The 19,708-nt window shown below is 43.9% G+C and carries 19 protein-coding genes; 8 read left to right on the top strand and 11 right to left on the bottom strand.

Annotation, left to right across the window (positions count from 1 at the left end):
• Nucleotides 1-9: 9 nt before the first annotated feature.
• Nucleotides 10-897: a KPN_02809 family neutral zinc metallopeptidase gene (locus B3Q63_RS04890; RefSeq protein ID WP_271134628.1), complete on the bottom strand. Its 888-nt coding sequence runs from the start codon at nt 895-897 to the stop codon at nt 10-12.
• Nucleotides 898-1,547: 650 nt separating this feature from the next.
• Between B3Q63_RS04890 and B3Q63_RS04895 the strand changes: the two genes are divergently transcribed.
• Entirely contained in the window at nt 1,548-1,904 is a 357-nt protein-coding gene (locus tag B3Q63_RS04895) for a hypothetical protein (RefSeq protein WP_201624978.1), read from the top strand.
• A gap of 243 nt (nt 1,905-2,147) precedes the next feature.
• Here B3Q63_RS04895 and B3Q63_RS04900 read toward each other — a convergent pair whose 3' ends face one another.
• From B3Q63_RS04900 to rpmI, 5 genes are all read right to left on the bottom strand, one after another.
• Nucleotides 2,148-2,447, bottom strand: a complete 300-nt coding sequence (locus B3Q63_RS04900; protein ID WP_079692789.1) for an integration host factor subunit alpha — start codon at nt 2,445-2,447, stop codon at nt 2,148-2,150.
• 249 nt (nt 2,448-2,696) lie between these two features.
• Nucleotides 2,697-5,102: a phenylalanine--tRNA ligase subunit beta gene (gene pheT, locus B3Q63_RS04905; RefSeq protein ID WP_296174418.1), complete on the bottom strand. Its 2,406-nt coding sequence runs from the start codon at nt 5,100-5,102 to the stop codon at nt 2,697-2,699.
• A 104-nt stretch (nt 5,103-5,206) separates the two neighbouring features.
• A complete protein-coding gene (gene pheS / locus B3Q63_RS04910) occupies nt 5,207-6,262 on the bottom strand; it encodes a phenylalanine--tRNA ligase subunit alpha (protein ID WP_296174419.1) in 1,056 nt (351 codons plus the stop codon).
• Nucleotides 6,263-6,587: 325 nt separating this feature from the next.
• Entirely contained in the window at nt 6,588-6,944 is a 357-nt protein-coding gene (gene rplT, locus B3Q63_RS04915) for a 50S ribosomal protein L20 (RefSeq protein ID WP_011281252.1), read from the bottom strand.
• 159 nt (nt 6,945-7,103) lie between these two features.
• Nucleotides 7,104-7,301 (bottom strand): 50S ribosomal protein L35, encoded by a 198-nt coding sequence (rpmI, locus tag B3Q63_RS04920; protein ID WP_011281253.1) that lies wholly within the window; start codon nt 7,299-7,301, stop codon nt 7,104-7,106.
• A gap of 558 nt (nt 7,302-7,859) precedes the next feature.
• On the opposite strand from rpmI, the gene hisIE reads away from it, so the two are divergent.
• The 6 genes from hisIE to B3Q63_RS04950 all read left to right on the top strand — a co-directional run bounded on the left by hisIE (nt 7,860) and on the right by B3Q63_RS04950 (nt 13,625).
• Nucleotides 7,860-8,708 carry a bifunctional phosphoribosyl-AMP cyclohydrolase/phosphoribosyl-ATP diphosphatase HisIE gene (gene hisIE / locus B3Q63_RS04925; RefSeq protein ID WP_296174423.1) on the top strand — a complete coding sequence of 283 codons (849 nt, stop codon included), beginning with the start codon at nt 7,860-7,862 and terminating at the stop codon, nt 8,706-8,708.
• Between the two features lie 189 nt (nt 8,709-8,897).
• On the top strand, nt 8,898-9,140 hold the full coding sequence (gene tatA / locus B3Q63_RS04930; protein ID WP_296174424.1) for a Sec-independent protein translocase subunit TatA: 243 nt from the start codon (nt 8,898-8,900) through the stop codon (nt 9,138-9,140).
• A 26-nt stretch (nt 9,141-9,166) separates the two neighbouring features.
• On the top strand, nt 9,167-9,874 hold the full coding sequence (gene tatB / locus B3Q63_RS04935) for a Sec-independent protein translocase protein TatB (RefSeq protein ID WP_296174426.1): 708 nt from the start codon (nt 9,167-9,169) through the stop codon (nt 9,872-9,874).
• Nucleotides 9,874-10,773 carry a twin-arginine translocase subunit TatC gene (gene tatC / locus B3Q63_RS04940; RefSeq protein ID WP_296174427.1) on the top strand — a complete coding sequence of 300 codons (900 nt, stop codon included), beginning with the start codon at nt 9,874-9,876 and terminating at the stop codon, nt 10,771-10,773. The genes tatB and tatC overlap by 1 nt, the downstream gene beginning before the upstream one ends.
• Before the next feature lie 227 nt (nt 10,774-11,000).
• Nucleotides 11,001-12,500: a UvrD-helicase domain-containing protein gene (locus tag B3Q63_RS04945; protein WP_201619619.1), complete on the top strand. Its 1,500-nt coding sequence runs from the start codon at nt 11,001-11,003 to the stop codon at nt 12,498-12,500.
• A 66-nt stretch (nt 12,501-12,566) separates the two neighbouring features.
• Nucleotides 12,567-13,625: a tRNA dihydrouridine synthase gene (locus B3Q63_RS04950; protein WP_296174430.1), complete on the top strand. Its 1,059-nt coding sequence runs from the start codon at nt 12,567-12,569 to the stop codon at nt 13,623-13,625.
• A gap of 77 nt (nt 13,626-13,702) precedes the next feature.
• On the opposite strand, the gene B3Q63_RS04955 is transcribed toward B3Q63_RS04950, so the two are convergent.
• Complete coding sequence (locus B3Q63_RS04955) at nt 13,703-14,128, bottom strand: MAPEG family protein (protein ID WP_296174432.1); 426 nt, start codon at nt 14,126-14,128, stop codon at nt 13,703-13,705.
• Nucleotides 14,129-14,142: 14 nt separating this feature from the next.
• A complete protein-coding gene (locus tag B3Q63_RS04960; protein ID WP_055125345.1) occupies nt 14,143-14,556 on the bottom strand; it encodes an OsmC family protein in 414 nt (137 codons plus the stop codon).
• 549 nt (nt 14,557-15,105) lie between these two features.
• On the opposite strand from B3Q63_RS04960, the gene B3Q63_RS04965 reads away from it, so the two are divergent.
• Nucleotides 15,106-15,627 carry an RNA pyrophosphohydrolase gene (locus B3Q63_RS04965; RefSeq protein ID WP_296174435.1) on the top strand — a complete coding sequence of 174 codons (522 nt, stop codon included), beginning with the start codon at nt 15,106-15,108 and terminating at the stop codon, nt 15,625-15,627.
• Between the two features lie 85 nt (nt 15,628-15,712).
• Here B3Q63_RS04965 and B3Q63_RS04970 read toward each other — a convergent pair whose 3' ends face one another.
• From B3Q63_RS04970 to B3Q63_RS04980, 3 genes are all read right to left on the bottom strand, one after another.
• Nucleotides 15,713-16,807 (bottom strand): NAD(P)-dependent alcohol dehydrogenase, encoded by a 1,095-nt coding sequence (locus B3Q63_RS04970; protein WP_201563649.1) that lies wholly within the window; start codon nt 16,805-16,807, stop codon nt 15,713-15,715.
• A 214-nt stretch (nt 16,808-17,021) separates the two neighbouring features.
• Nucleotides 17,022-17,834, bottom strand: coding sequence for an NRDE family protein (locus B3Q63_RS04975; RefSeq protein ID WP_296174437.1), 813 nt, complete (start codon nt 17,832-17,834; stop codon nt 17,022-17,024).
• A 198-nt stretch (nt 17,835-18,032) separates the two neighbouring features.
• Nucleotides 18,033-19,640, bottom strand: a complete 1,608-nt coding sequence (locus B3Q63_RS04980) for a DUF4139 domain-containing protein (protein WP_296174439.1) — start codon at nt 19,638-19,640, stop codon at nt 18,033-18,035.
• Nucleotides 19,641-19,708: the final 68 nt, after the last annotated feature.

Raw genomic sequence — 19,708 nt, forward strand, 5'->3', positions numbered from 1 at the left:
CTCTACTACTTATAGTGCCCCACTAAAAGTATCGCAAGATTGAATATTGCCACTCTCTAAACCACGGGTAAACCACTGAACGCGCTGTTGACTGGTACCATGAGTGAAATTATCAGGTACGACTGCCCCACCACTGGCACGCGCCAAGCGATCATCACCGATTTGACCGGCAGCATTGATGGCTTCATCGATATCACCGGCTTCTAAAAACTGCACGCGCTCTTGATTACGCTGTGCCCAAACGCCCGCAAAACAATCCGCCTGTAGCTCTTGTAATACTGACAGCTTATTGGCCTGTGCGCGCGTAACTTGACGACCGGCTTCATTTACTTGTTGGGTAATACCGAGCAAGGTCTGTACATGATGACCAACCTCATGAGAGATCACATACGCTTGGGCAAAATCTCCGGCCTTCCCTTGGTTTTCGCTATCACCTGAGCCTTGCTCATCGCCTGTAATGCCTAAGTTTTGGCGCATCTCTACAAAAAACGACGTATCCAAATAAACCGTTTGATCACCCGGGCAATAAAAAGGTCCGGTTGCTGCACTGGCGCTACCACAAGCGGAGCTGACTTGCCCATTAAATAGAATCAAGGACGGTTCTTTATAAGTGCTGCCGGCCTCATTGAATATCTGATGCCAAACTTCTTCCGTATCCGCCAAGACTACTTTGACAAACCTTGTATCACGGTCGTCACTGGTCGCAGGCTCAGTAGAGGTATTGCTGCCACCACCTGCAACCACTTGACCGGTCTGTAGTGCAGTCATTGGGTTGACCCCAAACACCAACCATAAGATACCGGCGATGATAATCCCGCCGATACCGCCACCGATCATCTTGCCGCCACCACTACTTGTGCGCACATTAGAGCTGCCGCGTCTGCCTTGCCATTTCATAATATCTCTCCTAAAAAATACCATAGTCATCGCTATGCGTATCGTCGTTAGTCTTGTTATATAGTTATGGATATTTAATAATTTTAAGCTCAGTCCCTTGATTGCCTATTTTATTTAGCTATTTTTCATTTTTCATTTAGCCATTAACCGTGAAAAACGAGGTCAAACAACGCTTCTTATGCTGCTATTGTTTTGTTGCTAAGACTTCGTTTATTACTACTTTTATAGACGGTTTTTATTGATAGCTTTTACGAATACTACCGCTATTTATACCCTGCTAATATTCATCATTCAATGACTGTATTTGATGATAATTGTACTGACAATAGGCCATAAATGGGTATAAACTAGCACCTTAGTCATGACAGAAAACCTTTTATAGGGAAACCCTTAAATCGTACTGATGTCATTGATTATACGTCGATTAATTTGGCTTGTTGTATTAAAAGTTATATTAAGTAGACCATGTAAACCCCTATTTACAATTTTATTGTTACTTAATTGTACAAGCTCTTTCCATGCAGAAAGAAATCATATAGAATGCGTGGAAGCTGAGTAGCTGCGATTAATACTAGTTGAATTCTGAGACATCTCGGATATTCAACCTTTTTTGCTGCTACTGATCATTTCATTTTCCCGGAGAAAACCTTATGAACTTAAAATTACTTGCTCTAGCTGGTATCATGACTGCAACTATGGGCCTTACTGCCTGTGACAGCAACAAAGAAAACGCTGCTGAAGATTTATCTGACGCACAAGAAGAAGTGCAAGATGCTTCTGAACAGTTAGACGAAGCTGCTGCTGAAGGCGAAGCTGTTCCTGCTGATGCAGAAGCTGCTGTTGCTGACGCTGAAGCTGACATCGCTGATGCACAAGCTGCTACTGCTACTGACGAAATCGATGCTGAAGTACCTGTAGACGGTACTACTACTAGCGTTGACGTAGCTAGCGAAACTCCTGCAGTAGACGCAGCTGACGAAGTTGTAGTTGAGCAACCAGCTCAGTAATTTTTATTTTTCATAATAAAAAGTACTGCAGTAAAAAAAAGAGAGCTTATGCTCTCTTTTTTTATGTCTGTTATTTAGGATTTTATTAGCGCTTCAAAGGTTAGGTAGAAAATGCGTTAGGCTATGGTGCTACATAACATTGACTACCCTATCTTGTAAATCATTTGCTTGATAAATCTAAAAAGCCAATAGAATGACTTTCATCATCGCTATTGGCTCAACAGAGTAACTTATTACCAAGTCTTACTCATCAAATAAACGTTCATCAACCTGCTGACGAAATTTTTGACCGGTTTTAAAGGTAACCACACGGCGCGCAGACACCGCAACAGGCTCACCTGTCTTTGGATTACGACCGGGACGGCTATTTTTATCTTTCAGCTCGAAGTTGCCAAAGCCTGAAAGCTTGACCTCTTTGCCATCAATCAAACTCTCTGACAATTCATCGAAAAAGTTCTCCACCAAACAGCGGCCTTCTTGGCGTGTCAGGTTAAGATGACTCATCAAATGCTCAATCATGTCAGATTTGGTTAAGGTGCTCACAGTACGACTCCTATGCTATGTCGTGATGTCGAATATCATGGTTTAGCGGTATGAGGATTAATGTTAGCTATTATAAAGGTTTTTTGCCGTCATTTTAATAAAGTCTGCAATAAAATCCTTTATTAATAACCACTTAACTTAATTTATGCCTAAAACTTTCTATCAGCTAATCTTTTTCATCAATAGCAAAGCGCCATAGCCTCGCTTATGAGGAGGCTATGGAGGATTTTATATTTTTAGGATTAGATATTAGCTGTCACGCAACTGAGCAGCGTGCTGTTCGGTTAGAGCTTGCACTACCTTATCGGTCGCTGTCTTTACCGCTTCATCAGAGAGTGTCTGTGTTCTGTCTTGCCATATCAGCGCAAAAGCTAATGAGCGTTGACCCGCTGGCACTTTATCACCTTGATACACATCAAATAGCCACATATCTGTCAATAACTCACCGGCTGCGGCGCGTATCGTCGCCTCTAACGTCTGTAAGCTAATATCGCTATCGACTAAGATGGCAATATCACGGCGTACTTGCGGGAATTTGCTTGGAGTGGTGATGGCATGCTGTTCACGTACAAGGGTTAATAATGGCGCAAGTGATAATTGAGCCACCCATGTAGCTGGCAGATCCAACTGTTTAGCGGTATTAGGATGCAATTGACCCAACCAACCGACATACTGATCATCGATATAGAGCTTGGCACTTTGACCCGGATGTAAGAAAGCAAGCTTACTACGCTCATAGCGGATACGCGCACTATCCACTTGCGCAGGTAATAACTGCTCAATATCATGCTTCAAATCATAGAAGTCTAATGCCCGGTTTTGATACGCTTGCTCGTCCCAAACATCGCCGACTGCGACCAATGCAATACTTGGCGTTTGTACCAATTCGCTAATGCTTTGACCGACAAAACTAAGACCAGTTTCAAAGAAACGCACGCGCGGCTGCTGACGATTGAGATTGTATTGCACACAAGGCAATAAGCTTGACAGCAAAGTACGGCGCATTACCGCTAAGTCGCTAGAGATAGGATTGGCCAGTGCCAACACTTCTCCTAGTGCTTTATCATCGAGTAATGCTTCTATCTTTGCATCACTAAAGCTAAAGCTAATCGCTTCCATATAGCCATTATCGACCAATGCCAGCTTCATTTGATGCGTTAGGTCTGCGGTATCGTCATAATCCATGCTGACTTGCAAATGCGGCAAGACACTTGGAATATTGTCATAGCCATAGATACGCGCAATTTCTTCGATTAAATCCTCGCGGATACTCATATCAAAGCGATACGATGGCGGCGTGCAAATCAGGCTATCTGCTTGCTGCGCTACCTCAAAGCCCAATTGATTCAAGATACGTACCATGACTGCTGGTTCAATCTCAATACCGATGACATCACGGACTTTAGTGATTGGCAACATAATAGGCGCACGTGCTGGCAGGTTTTCAGTACTTTCTGCTCTTACTATTTGCCCTGCTTGACCGCCAGTAACGCTAGTAATCAAATCACAAGCGCGTGCCAGTGCTAGCTCTGGCAATTCAAAATCGACACCACGCTCGAAACGTTGTGAGGCATCAGTATGCAGACCAAAACGGCGTGCACGTGCAGCGATTGCCAATGGGTTAAAGAAAGCGCTTTCTAAGACGATATTGGTGGTGCTATCAGTAACGCTACTGCGTTGACCGCCCATGATACCCGCGAGCGCAAGTGCGCCTTTATCATCAGCAATGACCAATTCATCACCCGTTAGAGTAATGGTTTGCTCATTTAATAAGGTAATGGTCTCGCTAGGCTCTGCCAAACGCACAACGATATCGCCAACAATGGTATCGGCATCAAACGCATGTAGCGGCTGACCCAATTCCATCAACACATAGTTGGTCACATCAACCAAAAAGTTATGCGAGCGTAATCCTGACTGGACTAGCGCATCTTGCATCCACTTTGGGGTGTCGATGCTACGATCAATATTACTGATTGATTGTAAAAGATAGCGTGGGCACGCCTCAACCGCACTGACTGTCACCGCTGGCGTTGCGCTGTTATCAGTAGCTGCTACATTGGCAGGAATCTCAGGCTGCTGCATCGGCAAATCGTTAATGACTGATATCTCGCGCGCAATACCGCGTACGCTAAAGCAATCACCACGGTTTGGGGTGATAGAGATATCCAGTATCTGATTGTCTAAACCTAAATACTCACGGATATCCATACCAATCGGTGCATCAGCTGGCAATTCAAGCAGACCATCGATGCTATCGGTTAAATCAATTTCAGACGCGCCGCAAAGCATACCGTTAGAGTCGACACCGCGTAGGTTACCGTTTTTAATTTCAAAACCTGCACCATTATCAGAAGGCAAAATGGCACCAACGGTCGCAACAGGCGCTTTCATACCGACCGTTACATTGGGCGCACCGCAAACGATTTGTAACGGTTCAGATGCACCAATATTCACCTGCGTAACGCGCAGTTTATCGGCATCTGGATGCTGCTTAACACTGATGACTTCACCAACAACCACACCACTAAAGGCACGGGCAACCGCGAAGCGATCATCAATCTCAAGCCCTGCCATGGTGAGTTGTTCGGCCAATTGCTCACTGCTATTGTTGGGATTTACCCATTGACGTAGCCACTGTTCGCTAATTTTCATAAATATCTCGGATCAGAATTTTATAATAAAGATTTTGAATTAAAGGTTGGACTATTAACCTGTCATATTAACAAGGAGCACTTTTGATATAAACAAAGAGCACTCTAGCCAAACTGTTTTAAGAAGCGTACGTCGTTTTGGAAAAACAAGCGCAAATCGTCGATACCGTAATACAACATCGCAAAGCGTTCAATACCCATGCCAAAAGCAAAGCCGGTGTATTTATCGCTATCAATACCGCAGTTGGTCAGCACTTGTGGGTGTACCATACCGCAGCCCATGACCTCAAGCCATTTGCCATTATCATCGAGGATATCGACTTCAGCAGAAGGCTCAGTAAATGGGAAGAATGACGGACGGAAACGCACGGTCAATTCTTTGGCAAAGAACGCTTCTAAGAACTCACTAATCAAGCCTTTTAGCTCAGCAAAGGTACTCGACTCGGTAACCATTAAACCTTCTAGCTGATGGAACATCGGCGAATGGGTTTGATCCGAGTCATTACGATAGACGCGACCGGGACAAATAATACGAATCGGCGGCTCATTTTTTTCCATGGTGCGAATTTGCACCGGACTGGTATGCGTACGTAATAAATAATGCGCATCAAAATAGAAGGTATCGTGCATCGCACGTGCTGGATGATGCGAGGGAATATTAAGTGCTTCAAAGTTATAGTAATCACTCTCAACTTCAGGGCCAGTAGCGACATTAAAACCCGCTTGAATGAAATACTGCTGCATACGCTGGGTAATCATCGTCACTGGATGCAAATGACCTTTTTGACCACCGCGAGCAGGCAAGGTGATATCAATGCTTTCGTTTGCAAGCTTAGCATTTAATGCCGCCACTTCTAGCTGCTGCTGCTGCGCGGTCAATGCATCTTGAATACGGCTACGGACTTGATGTAACCAGCCACCGTAAGTTTTTTTATCATCGCTGCTCAGTTTGCCCATCTGCTTTGACCAGCCAGTTAAGGGGCTCTTTTTACCCGTCAATTGCACGCGCAAATCTTGTAATAAGCGGACATCATTGGCTTGTAGGATTAAGGCTTCAGCGGTACTGGCAAACTCAATCAGCTGGGCTTCAGTTAGCTCGCTCAGTTCTGAGGATAAGGTCGGTAGCGCCGACAAATCGGTGGTGGCAGCAGGGGTAGTCATAAGACGCATTCTTCCTGATTTAAACGGACTATTAATTATAGTGATAGGTAATTGTAGGGATTTGACCAAATATTGCAAACCATTTACCCATTCATTTTAATATAAGGGCGTGTAATATGAATGGCTTGAATATTTAGACAATGAAAGGTGCAACTTTATAAAAAGCATGTTGCATCTTAGCGGTGATAAACTGACCATAAAATAATTTAATATAAAAAAAGCCACCGACCAGCGGTAGCTTTTATTAATATCGTACTATTAATCAATATTAGTCCTATCCATTCAAGCAATCAAAAAAGCTGAATACCTAAAGGACGGTTAATATTTAGGCCAATTCCGCTTTTGCTTTTTCAACCAAGGCGGTGAAAGTCGCTGCATCATGCATAGCGATGTCAGCAAGTACGCGACGATCGATTGCAATGTTAGCTTTTTTCATGCCATTGATAAAGCGGCTATAGCTTAAGCCGTTTAAGCGTGCACCAGCATTGATACGTGCAATCCAAAGACGACGGAAAGTACGTTTTTTGTTGCGACGGTCACGATAAGCATATTGACCAGCTTTGGTCACTGCCTGTACCGCTACGCGGTAAACACGTGAACGGGCACCGTAGTAGCCTTTTGCGCGCTTTAAGATTTTTTTGTGACGGCGATTTGCCTGTACACCACGTTTTACACGGGCCATAAATTACTCCAAGATATTTTTAATCATTATTAAACGAATCACGATGTCATTAAATAGTTGAATAATAGACATCGTTATCAGATTGCAAAGTCATATGTTTTTAATTCAGTCGCTATTTATTAAACAGCGCTTAATTAAAGATAAATGACGATAGCCTTATTAGATGTATGGGCACATACGACGAACTGCTGCTTCGTCAGACTTGTCCACCATCTTAAGACCGCGCAACTGGCGAATACGCTTAGCTGATTTCTTGGTCAAGATATGGCTTTTGAATGCTTGCTTACGCTTAAAGCCGTTCGCTGTTTTTTTGAAGCGTTTAGCTGCACCGCTTCTGGTTTTCATCTTAACTTTCATGATGATTTGCCTCTTTGTCTTTGATAGAACCTGGTCGTCAAATAGTCAATAACGAATAGCGGCTGTAAAAACAGGCACTAAACCTCTATTTGCCTCGAGGTGGGAGGCGCCATTTTAACAGATCATGCGCAGTTTTGCCAAGGAAAGTTTCAGCTCGGTTTAGCGTATGTTGTTCTTTCTAATCACAAATACTATGGGGCTTATTTTAAGTAGTTAAACCTTGGTCTTTAGCCACTTAAAATTCAAGCTTCGAAATAGAAACTAAGCTATACAAACTTAATAAAACTAAGGTTAGCTGAGTCTAATTTACAATTATTATTTTATCAAAATCCCGCTCAGGTATAATTGTGCTTTATTTACTGCTTTAACATATTGAATGTCAGCCTAAGCTGTGTTTAAGTAGAGAGTGAACACTGATAAAGCGCTCTCATAAACGATAGATAGGCTGCATAGCGCTTAATGAGCTTTTTTATTGATGAGTGCTTTTTATTAAAACCTATTTTTTATTATTAATTAGTTTGTATGACTAATTACTTTCTACTTATAAGACGATAGACGATGACTTTACCTGCTTGGCTTGCCGCCGTAAATTTTAATGCTGATGGTTTGATTCCTGCAATTGCACAAGATTATGTGTCAGGGCGTATTTTGATGATGGCGTGGATGAACGCCGAATCCTTACAATTAACCGCGCAAACGCAGACGGCGGTGTACTTTTCGCGTTCGCGTGGCAAGTTATGGCATAAAGGCGAATCTTCTGGGCATACTCAGCGCGTGCATGATATTCGTCTAGATTGCGACGCCGATGTGATTGTCCTTAGCGTCACTCAAGCCGGTGGTATTGCTTGTCATACCGGCCGCGAGTCTTGTTTTTATCAGCGTTTGGATTTGTCAGGGCAAACACCTGAATGGCAAACAGTCGATAAAGTATTAAAAGATCCTGCAGAGATTTATCAGACAAACGCCGCTGCAAAAGCCACGCCTGAAATTAATGAAGCGACTGCGGAAGATATAGACCATGCAGACACCCATCAAAATAACAACCTTGCTACCACTCATTCTATTTTGCAGCAGCTTGATAAAGTATTGGCCGAGCGCAAACAAGCGGATGCTGATAGCTCATATGTAGCCAGCTTATACGCCAAGGGTTTAAATAAAATATTAGAAAAAGTCGGTGAAGAAAGTACCGAGAGCATCATCGCTGCTAAAGACTTTGCCAATTGCGATGAAAGCACTGATAAAACCCAATATGACGAAGCGCGTCATGAGCTTATCTATGAAGTCGCTGATGTCTGGTTCCATACCTTAGTAGGTTTGGCTTGGTTCGATATCGAGTCAGAGGCGGTATTAAATGAATTAGGTCGACGCTTTGGTCTCTCAGGTATTGATGAAAAAGCGGCGCGCTAGCGTTTTTTAAGCTTAGCCATTACCCTGTTTGATTATTGTTGCTTTCACCTTTTTGTCATAACGGCAGGTTATAATAGTGTGACGTGTTACTTCGCATAAGCTGTCGATAGCTTTTGTGCACGACAGCAATATTCTATACACTCAACGTATTCCTATAAAGACTGAAAACCAAGACATAAGGATAGCATTATGGGCAGTTTTTCCATTACGCATTGGCTGATTTTATTGGTGGTGGTGGTTGTCGTATTTGGCACCTCCAAACTAAGAAATGCTGGCAAAGATTTGGGCGGCGCGGTCAAAGGTTTTAAAGAAGCCGTCAAAGACGAAAATACTGAACATGCCAAAAAGCAAGTGGTGCTCGACCATGATGGCAAAGCACACCCTGAAGATCGCCCAACAACCACTAAGGTTGATGACAAGCATAATGTATAGCATTTAGACAGTGACATCGGAACATTATGTTTGATATTGGGTTTTCTGAATTATTGCTTTTTGGCGTCATTGCCTTAATCGTCTTGGGGCCAGAAAAGCTGCCCCAAGCGGCGCGCACTGCTGGACAATGGTATGCCAAAATTCGCCGCACGGTTTCTACCTTGCAGTCTGAAATTGAAGCGGAGCTTGACTTAGCTGAGACACGCCAGCAAATGCAAAAAGAGCTGGCCAAAATTCGCCAAACGGAAGCAGAAATGCGCCGTGAAATGGCAGAGATGCGCGGCAGTATGCAAGAGTTTTCATCCTCGCAGAATCAGCATCTAAAAGCAGCGCATCAGCCTACAACCGATAAAGTGGATAATACCAATAATAAAAACGATGGTGAAAAAGGCGATAATTCGTCCGCGGCGCCAAAAGAGTTTGACTATGCCTATGACAGTGATGGGTCAGATAAAAAGTTAAAAGAGCCTGAACTTTCAGAGACTCAAGGTAATGATGATAGCGACACTCAACACATCACTACACAAACAACTCAAAGCAACATTCAAAATATCAGCACCAAACCGTGGGAAAATATGTGGTTCCGTCTGGGCGCTTATGATAAAGCAAGGCGTCTGCCGCAAGCGCCCTATTTACCCAATTATAAAGCCGATATTTTATTAAACAGCCCTGCCATCCATTTGGACAGCCCTTTACCCAAACAGGCTTCTGTTAATAAGCAGGAGAATAATTAGTGGGCTTATTTAAACGTAAAAAAAGCCGCCAAGAAAAAATAATGGATGCAGATATTAAGGCTGCAACAGAAACCCTTGATAGTAATACCGATAGTGAGAACGTCGATAACAGCAATGAGGACTCTGGCGATATCTTAAGCTCACTTGGCGATATGCCGATTACCGAGCATTTGATTGAGTTACGTCGGCATCTGATTAAGATATGCGTCGCGGTATTGGTGATATTTTTAGCCTTGGTCGGATTTTCACGCGAGCTCTATGATTTTTTATCTGACCCATTGGTTGCTCAGTTGCCCGCCAACTCGACAATGATTGCGACCGATATCACCTCTAACTTTATGGCACCGATACGCTTGACCATATTTGTCGCGGCATTTTTTGCGATGCCGTATATTTTGTATCAAATCTGGTCGTTTGTCGCACCCGGTTTATATAAAAAAGAGAAAAAAGTCGCCATTCCGGTACTGATGTCCTCGATATTTTTATTTTATGCGGGCGTGGCTTTCTCTTATTTTATTGTACTCAAAGGCGTGCTTAAGTTTTTTATCATGTTTGCGCCGCAGAACGTCTTGCCGATGACAGATATCGACAGTTATTTAAGTTTTGCGCTCAAATTATTCATGGTATTTGGGCTGACGTTTGAGATTCCGGTGGTCACCTTACTATTGATATTGGCGGGTGTCGTCTCCATTCAGAGCTTAGAAGATAAACGCCGTTATATTATCGTCGGCTGTTTTGCCGTTGCGGCGGTCGTTACACCGCCTGATGGCGTATCGATGTTGATGCTCGCGATTCCGATGTGGTTATTGTTTGAGCTGGGATTATTTTTAGCAAAAATTTTAATCAAAGAAGAGCGCAGCCTTGATGCAGCAGACGATATAGAATTGAAGAAAGAATAGCTCTACTTATCAGACACTTATTGCAAAACAGCCAACGCGCTAATCTGTTAATATAACCTGCTTATTTCCACCTTTATTTTCCACTAACTTTTTTATTATTGTCCTGTGCGCTTGCATTTTTTTTGCAATCAATATCGTCATCATGACCAGTCGGCCATTGTCTATGCAGTGGCTTTTTTTACCCCCGTTATTTTTGTCCCCATTCTAGTTTTTTAGGTAGCTTTATTATGTCCGCATCTATGCCAGCTTATATGAGCGATCCCACCGATGAGCAGCTGAACGCGCTAAATATGGCGATGGATCACAAGTCATTTAAAGTGGTCGCTTATGCGGGCGCAGGGAAAACGACGACGCTCAAATTAATCGGTGAGCGTCTGCGTGGCCGCGGCTTATATTTAGCCTTTAACAAAGCAATTGCCAACGATGCACGGCAAAAATTCCCCGGTCACGTCGACTGTCGGACGTTTCACTCACTGGCTTATCGTCATGTACCACGTGATATCACCGCAAAATTGTCGTTGCCAAGATTTTCACCCAAACGTCTGGGTGATGATTTGGGTCTGCAACCGGTACAAGTCCGTCGGCAAATGGATGGGATGAATAAATATATTACCCTCACGCCAGCGCGCTTGTCGCGGTTTGTCAGTGATGCGGTGAGCAATTTTTGTAGTACCCACGCCAGCTATCCTGCGCCAAGGCATATTGAATTTCCAAGCTGGCTCGATGATTCTGATGCTGAGCAGCTGCGTGAAATGCTCTACCCCGCCGTTGAGCAGCGCTGGTTGCAGTCGATTGATGCGCGCCATCCTGCTGGTATCGGGCATGATATTTATCTTAAATTGTGGGCATTATCGAAGCCCAGTATTCCCGCAGATTTTATCTTATTTGACGAAGCGCAAGATGCCGATCCCTTGATGATGGGCATCTTGACCCAACAGCCACGGCAAGTGATTTATGTAGGCGACGCCCATCAGCAGATTTATGAATGGCGCGGTGCGGTCAATGCGATGAAAAAACTGCCGTTGCCGCAAACCTTATTAACGCAGTCGTTTCGTTTTGGTGAACCGATTGCTGAGATTGCCAATACCTTGCTCAAAGCTTTACAGGAAGATGTGCCATTAAAAGGCAATCCAAATAAGCAGTCTTCTACCGAAAAAGGCATGGTTCATAGTAAAAAAGACGCCATTCTTTGCCGCACCAATGCTGCTGCTATGTCGCAATTGCTAACAGGCTTAAAGCTTGGTCATAGAGTTGCTCTGCAAGCGGATACCGATCGTATGCTTAAATTCTGTCAGGCAGCCGAAAACTTAAAAAATGGTAAATCGGCGTATGGCGTACCTGAGCTGGCATATTTTTATAATTGGGGTGACGTTCAAGAATATTCTGAAACCAATGAAGGTAGTGACCTTAAAACCTTGGTCAAATTGGTCGATGATCATGGGACTAATGTGCTCAGCCAAGCGGTGAATAGTTTATCCAGTATTGAAAATGCCGATTATGTCATCTCAACCGCGCATAAAGCCAAAGGGCTTGAGTGGGGTAAAGTACAGCTAGATGATGACTTTTATTATGATGTGACAACCAATGCAGTCAAAATCAGCCCAGAAGAGCTGCGTCTGCTCTACGTTGCTTGCACACGGGCACAGAGCAATTTAGATATTCATAATATTAAAGACTTGATATCAGGATTACAGACGGGTAAAAAGGTGGTTTTTGGTAATTCTTAGTTTTCTCTTTTATCTCACACCTCATAGTCTTTGCCGACCTCAATTTACAGTAACAGCTTACCAATCATGAATAACACCCCATCTTTATCTCAAGCACTGCAAGAGCGCCAACACACTATTCAGCGCTTGTTTGCCAATCCCGTTCGTCTCCTTGCGCCTATGGAAGGCTTAACCGACCCATTAATGCGCCAAATCCTAACCCAAATTGCGACAGACTTGGGTCGCCCTTATGATTGGTCGGTCAGTGAATTTATTCGCGTCACTCAGCATGTATTGCCAGCACACGTTTTTTATAAATACGTGCCAGAATTACATCATGATGCCAAAACCGCATCCGGTACGCCGATTCATATTCAGCTACTCGGTAGCGAAGCGCAATTGATGGCAGAAAATGCCGCCTATGCGTGTGAGCTTGGTGCGCCGGCGATTGATATTAACTTTGGTTGTCCGGCTAAAACGGTCAACAGCCATCGCGGTGGTTCAGTGCTACTTGATGAGCCCGAAGTGATGTATGAGATTATCAGCGCCGTACGCCAAGCGGTTCCTGCTCATCTTCCCGTATCCGCAAAGATTCGCTTGGGCTATACCGATACCAGTCGCATGGATGATATCAAAGCTGCCATTGCTGCGAGTGGCGCCGATTGGCTAACCATTCACGCACGTACCAAGACCCAAGGCTATAAGCCGCCGGCTTATTGGGATAAAATTCAGAATTTTAATACCTTAGATATTCCAGTGATTGCCAATGGCGAGATTTGGAATAGTGAGCATGCGCAAAACTGTATGGCGCAGTCAGGTACGACGCATCTGATGCTTGGTCGCGGAGCCGTTACCCGTCCCGACTTGATTGCCCAGCTCGATACTGACAGTAGTCAAAACAACAGTAGTCAAAACTACAGAAACCTAGAAAATACGGCGACATTATTGTGGCAAGATTTAATTACCCATCAGATTAAGTTTTTAGAAGGTGCGGCGAAAAGCGATGTGGTTTTAGTCGGTCGTTATAAACAGTGGTTAGCGATGCTGACCAAAGGCTATAGCGAGGCGAAAACAGTATGGGACGATATCAAACGAGAAAAAAATAAAGCAGTGATTATCAAGGCGCTACAAGCAAGCGTTGCTTAATGAATCACTACCTTATTGATAACATACTCTATTGCTAAAACAGCGCGTTTTACAACAGCGCGCTCAGGCTAATCGACTTACATACTGACCCGAATCGCTAAATAAAATAACATCAATGAGCACGCCATCGATAGCGTCCAAAGAATAGAGCGAAAGGTAGCTAAATTGGTAATATAGGCCACGCAAAAACCAATACGAATCAGCACATAAAGCCAAGCGATGGTATTAATAATTAATTGCGGTACAAAAAACAGCATCGCAACCAACACTGCCGCCAAAAATATAGGCAAGGTCTCATAGCTGTTTTGCTGGGCGGCATTAGCCCGCGCCGCAGCTCCCGTCGTCCTTTGTAAAAAATCGCGCGGATGGGCATTGTCAGCCAAATTAAAGCCACCAATTGCTTTTGCCGTCAGCGCCATCACTAGGGGCAGCAAACTTGCCACCACCATTGCCCAAATACCTGACACTGCGCTATCGGGAATCAACCCAAAGAATAGACTCATTAGTATAATCTTCCCTATCCTGCAATGACTTCAAAATCGTGAGTCACATTGACGCCGCCCTGTACTAGCATCCGACTGGCTGAGCAGTATTTTTCTGCAGACAGTTTGATTGCCTTTTCGACTTGGCTTTCTTTGACATCTTGTCCGGTCACCACAAAATGCATATGAATGTCAGTATAAACGGCTGGCACGGTTTCGGCACGCTGCGCGGTCAGCTCACAGCGTACGTCTGTCACTTCTTGGCGCGACTTTTGTAAAATTGCAACCACGTCATAGCTTGCACAGCCACCAAGCCCTAATAAAATCAGCTCCATTGGGCTGGCGCCTTTTTCTTTATCGGCATCGATTTGGACGTTATGTCCTGAGGGGGACACACCCATAAAGGCTTTGTTTTCTTGCCACGTAACGCTTGCTTTTGACTCTGACATCTTAAATATTCCTTGTTTTAATTGGTACGATTTTGAATGCGCATGCTTCTTAATTCACATGATTTTTAATTTGACATGGTTTTTAATTTGAATAGGAACGGTTTCTTATTTTTCGAAGAACAATATCTTTTGGAAAAATAATGTCTTTTCCTAGTGTAGCATAAGCCAAAACGAGATTTATAAAGCCATATCCTTGTTTACCTTTTATAAACCGTTTCAGCACATGTCTTTTAGAAATCACCATTTCACCCTGAATCTGATTGTTAAGTATTTATCACGGTAATATTATTCAAACTTATTACTCTTATAAAATCCATCATAAAAAACTTACAAAAGTCTAATTATAACCCACTGATTTTAAAGTATTAATCTTGTGAAACATTTTATAGCAAAATACTGTTACACATTTGGGTTGTTTCTTGGTTTAATAACGGTAATGAATCTTATTTTGCCATGGTATCGATAACAGTCACCCTATAATAATTATGATTGCTGTCACTGTACCTTGTTGAAATAAGCTATTTTTAAACAATTTAAAAGGGTTTAGTCATGATAGATGCAGACGGCTTTCGCGCCAATGTCGGCATCATCTTGGCAAATACACAAGGGCAAGTTCTGTGGGCAAAACGTATTGGTCACAACGCTTGGCAGTTCCCTCAAGGCGGCATCGACCGCGGGGAGACGCCGATGGATGCGATGTATCGCGAGCTCTGGGAGGAGGTCGGCTTACGTCCGCGTCACGTGGATTTACTGGCGGTCACGCAAGATTGGTTGCGCTACCGCCTGCCGAAACGCTATGTGCGTCATGGGCAGTATCCTTTGTGTATTGGGCAAAAACAAAAATGGTTTTTGCTGCGCTTAGATGAGCCGAATACTCAACATATCCGCTTTGATGAGGGTAAACCAGAATTTGACCATTGGCAATGGGTCAGCTACTGGTATCCACTCGGACAAGTGATTCATTTTAAACGTGGGGTATATCGTCGCGCCTTGCAAGAATTGGTGCGCGAACTACCGCTTAAACAAGAACTGATTATTCCAGAACAAAACAACCATTTGTTGGTGGAATAAACAGTTGGATTTATTGTTTTAGTAGTAAATACGAAAAAGCCTGTATCACTCGATACAGGCTTTTTCGTATTTATAATTGCTAAAATCATGGTTTGATAGCAACTTTTAAGACCCCATCACGCTGATGCATAAATAAATCGTATGCTTCTACAATATCGTCTAGCGCATAAGTATGTGTCACCATCTCTGATAGATCCACACGACCTGACTCAATGACATTCAGCAAACGACGCATGCGTTCCTTACCACCTGGACAAAGTGCCGTACGAATCGTATGATCGCCAAGACCAGCAGCGAAATTTGCTATTGGAATGACTAAATCCTCAGAATAAACGCCAAGACTTGAAAAAGTTCCACCCGGTTTTAATATCTTGATGCACTGATTAAAGGTAGCTTGCAAACCTAATGCTTCGATACTACTATCGACACCACGCCCAGCAGTGATTTTCATGATTTCATCAACCACATCAACTTCTGTGAAATTAAGCGTAATGTCCGCTCCTAATTTCTTCGCCATCGCTAGACGCTGATTGTTACCATCAACAGCGATAATCAGTGACGCACCTTTGAGCCTTGCCCCAGCAGTAGCACATAAGCCAATAGGCCCCTGTGCAAAGATAGCGACAACATCACCGATCTGAATATTAGCGTTTTCTGCCCCCTTGAAGCCTGTTGACATAATGTCAGGACACATCAGCACTTGCTCATCCGTCAATCCATCTGGCACTGGACATAGATTGGCCTGTGCATCAGGCACTAGTACATACTCTGCTTGCGTACCATCAATGTGATTACCAAAGCGCCAACCGCCGGTTGCTTTATAACCATGACAAGAGCATTTGCCATCGGCATCAAGATAGCCTCCATCTTGTGAGGGGAAGCCATCTTGGCTAGCATAAGAGGTAAATGTTGGACAAATCGCGCCAGCAATGACTCGTTGCCCTTCTTTATAACCCATCACTGCACTACCTAGCTTTTCAATAATCCCTACCGGTTCATGCCCAATTGTCAATCCTTTTGCAACAGCATACTCACCTTTAAAAATATGAATATCGGTACCACAAATCGTCGTAGTGGTAATTTTTAATAAAGCATCGTTCGGGCCGACATCAGGAATTTTCTTATCAACAATTTCAATTTTACCTGGCTCAACGAATATTAATGATTTCATCATAGTCATATCGTACTCCTTGTTAAACTGACCTCTGATTAGAGGGTAGTAGGCATTATTAATGGCGCTTAAATGACCTATATATCCAGTTTATGTCATCAGAGTCACTATTAACAGGTAAATCCCTAAATATATTGGGGATTTACAATTACCTCTGCAATAAGGCTTAAATAACAACTAGAAAAGCCTAGCCATAAGTCATAGTAAAATGACAATATATAAATTACTCATATTCTCGACTCTGTAGTTGAGCACGTAAGATAGGTTCGGCATCGATAGGACTAGGAGATTGATTTAAAGTCAGAATACTTTGGGTGCGAGTACCGTATGTCGGGACGGTAGCATCCATGCTAAACAAAGCAATGGGCTCAATATAAATAGAAGATAGTGCTCGCTCAATCTGCTTAGCAATACCCGTTTCGGGTAATTTATTTTCTGGCGCTGGCGTTTTATCAGACATCACTGCAAACGCCGCTTCTTGCCAATACTCAGGAGCGCTATTTTCAGCAATCAAAGGCAATACTTCCTGTCTTAAACGGCCACGTAGGCGCTCGGTTTTAAACCACTCTTCCTCAGGCTGACCGTTTGAGAATACATGCAGCCCCGAGTGTAAGGCGGTTGGTGCATGACCACGATTATTGACAATCACCGCTTGCGCCGCATCACCAATAATAAGGTTAAAGCCTGCATAATCTTGCAGGCTGATTTGCCGAGCAAAATCCATCGGGCTTACAGTACTGGTCAAGAAATCGGTGACCAATGCACCGCGCGAGCGTTCGTCATTACTTGCTTGCACGCCATCTCGAAAGTTTAATACCGCCGCCCAACGACCATTTTGCTTGTGAAAATTGCCATATTGCTCTTGATGTATACCAAGCCATGTGCCGCCACTTTGCTTATCACGCCCTGCATAAACAGGCTTATCCGCCCACTGATGGAGCGGCTCTGTCGGACGCTGCAAAAACTCATCACGATTGGACAGTAAGACCAAAGGCAGCTCATCAAATAACTGCCAAGCAATGGCGACAATACACATAGTTTTCCTTTTATAAGATTATTAGGTGGTGTTTCAATATAAAAGAAGGTCGTTAAAAATAGCGTTCTGCTGGGATAAATTTTTCTCGCTTGCTGTGCGCTTCGCACTCCAGAGGCTTCACAAAATTTATCCCAGCAGCACTCCCATCAGCACTGTATTCTTTTTAAATTGAGTCAATTATATGGTTCTGGTTTAACATTAATTCGTGCTTAATTTTTTATCGGCAGGGTAGCTGATTTGATACGTCGATTGCACGACTTGCGCTTGTTTACTTGGTAAATCAAACTCCCAAGCGACCATGCCTTTATTATCATTCCAGTCTTTTTGGCTAATAGCTGGCGTGTGCGCCGCGGTGACTTTAATGCTGTCATCGCTACTAACCGGCTCAGCGCTTAACACTTGCAAGCGCACGCTACGATTGTGCTGATTGGTAAACTGATAAGCTTGGGTGATGGTTTTGGTTTGCTGACGGTTAAATACACCTTTATCGCCTTGCTTATTTTCATCGGTCAGCTGCTTCACCAGTAAACTTGGGTCAATACCAAAACCTATGCCCTGCTCTTTTAGGTTTTGATAGTTGTAGCGCGATTGTCCGACATAGTTATCATCGCGGTATAACTGCAACGAACCATCCGCCCAAGCAGGTGTCAAAAATGGCGCGGATGCATACCAATAAGCAGCGGTCTCGGCACTTGGCGTGCTACGTAGCCAAAGCTTACTGGTGCCAGATTGCTCATCAATGACCGTGCGTACGCGCCTGCCATCACTTGGAATACTGACCCGCTGCGGCAGTCTATATTCGGTAATGCCATTTTTATTTTGACTGCTGACGCTAAAGCTCGGTAGCGGTGGCATCTCTGCAGCCCCTGCTCCACCATAATTGTCTCTTGCAGACACGACCACTGGCGCTGCTTCCATCATTGGTTGTGCATAACGGCTTAACTTAGCCTGCTCTTCCTCATATAACGACAAGCGCTCAACTCTTGGCAACTGGCTGGTCGTCGTTTGATTGGGATTAACGGTGCTTAGGATAACCGGCACGTTGCTCCAGTTCTCTCCCGTTTGTTGGGCGATGATGGCAGAAGCGGTGATATTCAGCTGCTTACTATCGGTATTTAAGCGCGCTTGATAAGTCGGCTCCCAACTGGCACCGCGCACTTGATAGTGCAGTTTAACGGTGCTTGGCGTGCGACTGGCAGTACGTACACTGACCTGGGTCACACTATTCTGTTTCGAGGTGGTACTGCCCGCCAGCAGCTGATTGAGCGCATCTTTCGCTTGCGCTTCTCGCTGTTGTAGCTCGACTATCCTTTTATTAATACTTGCCGCTTGCATCTCTAAATCACGGGCATTATTCGCAAGAGTACCAGCCGTATTAATTTGCGTCACTTTAGTAAGGTTTTGCAAATAGGCTTTGGTTAAACGTGCCGCTTCTAATTCAGCGCTGATATCGGTGAGATTGTTTTTTTGGCTCTGTATTTTAGTGTCGCCTTGATATTGGCCATATTGACATTGTGCCGCTTGCTCAGCGCTTAACGTTTCGATACTGACTTCGCCAACATTGACATTGCCCAATGCTTGTACGCTGATACTTTCTGGATCAATAGTCGGCGATAAGCAAGAAAAAACCAACGTCTGCTCGCCGCTACCGCTGATTGGCAAAGTACGAGTCACGCTGGCTAAGCCTTGATAAATAGTGATGTTCTCAATATTGCTCATCGCTGCTTGTGCATTCATAGGAACCCACAGCGCTAGGCCTGATGCTACTACGCCTAGCAAGGATAGTTTCGATAAATATGGCTGCATAAGGGTTCCTTAAAAATTGAGGCGCTTTTTTTCATCTTATCGGTTTTTGCGGCGCTTTGCTATCCATT

Source organism: Psychrobacter sp. UBA2769 (genome assembly GCF_002352555.1).
Lineage (GTDB): Bacteria > Pseudomonadota > Gammaproteobacteria > Pseudomonadales > Moraxellaceae > Psychrobacter > Psychrobacter maritimus.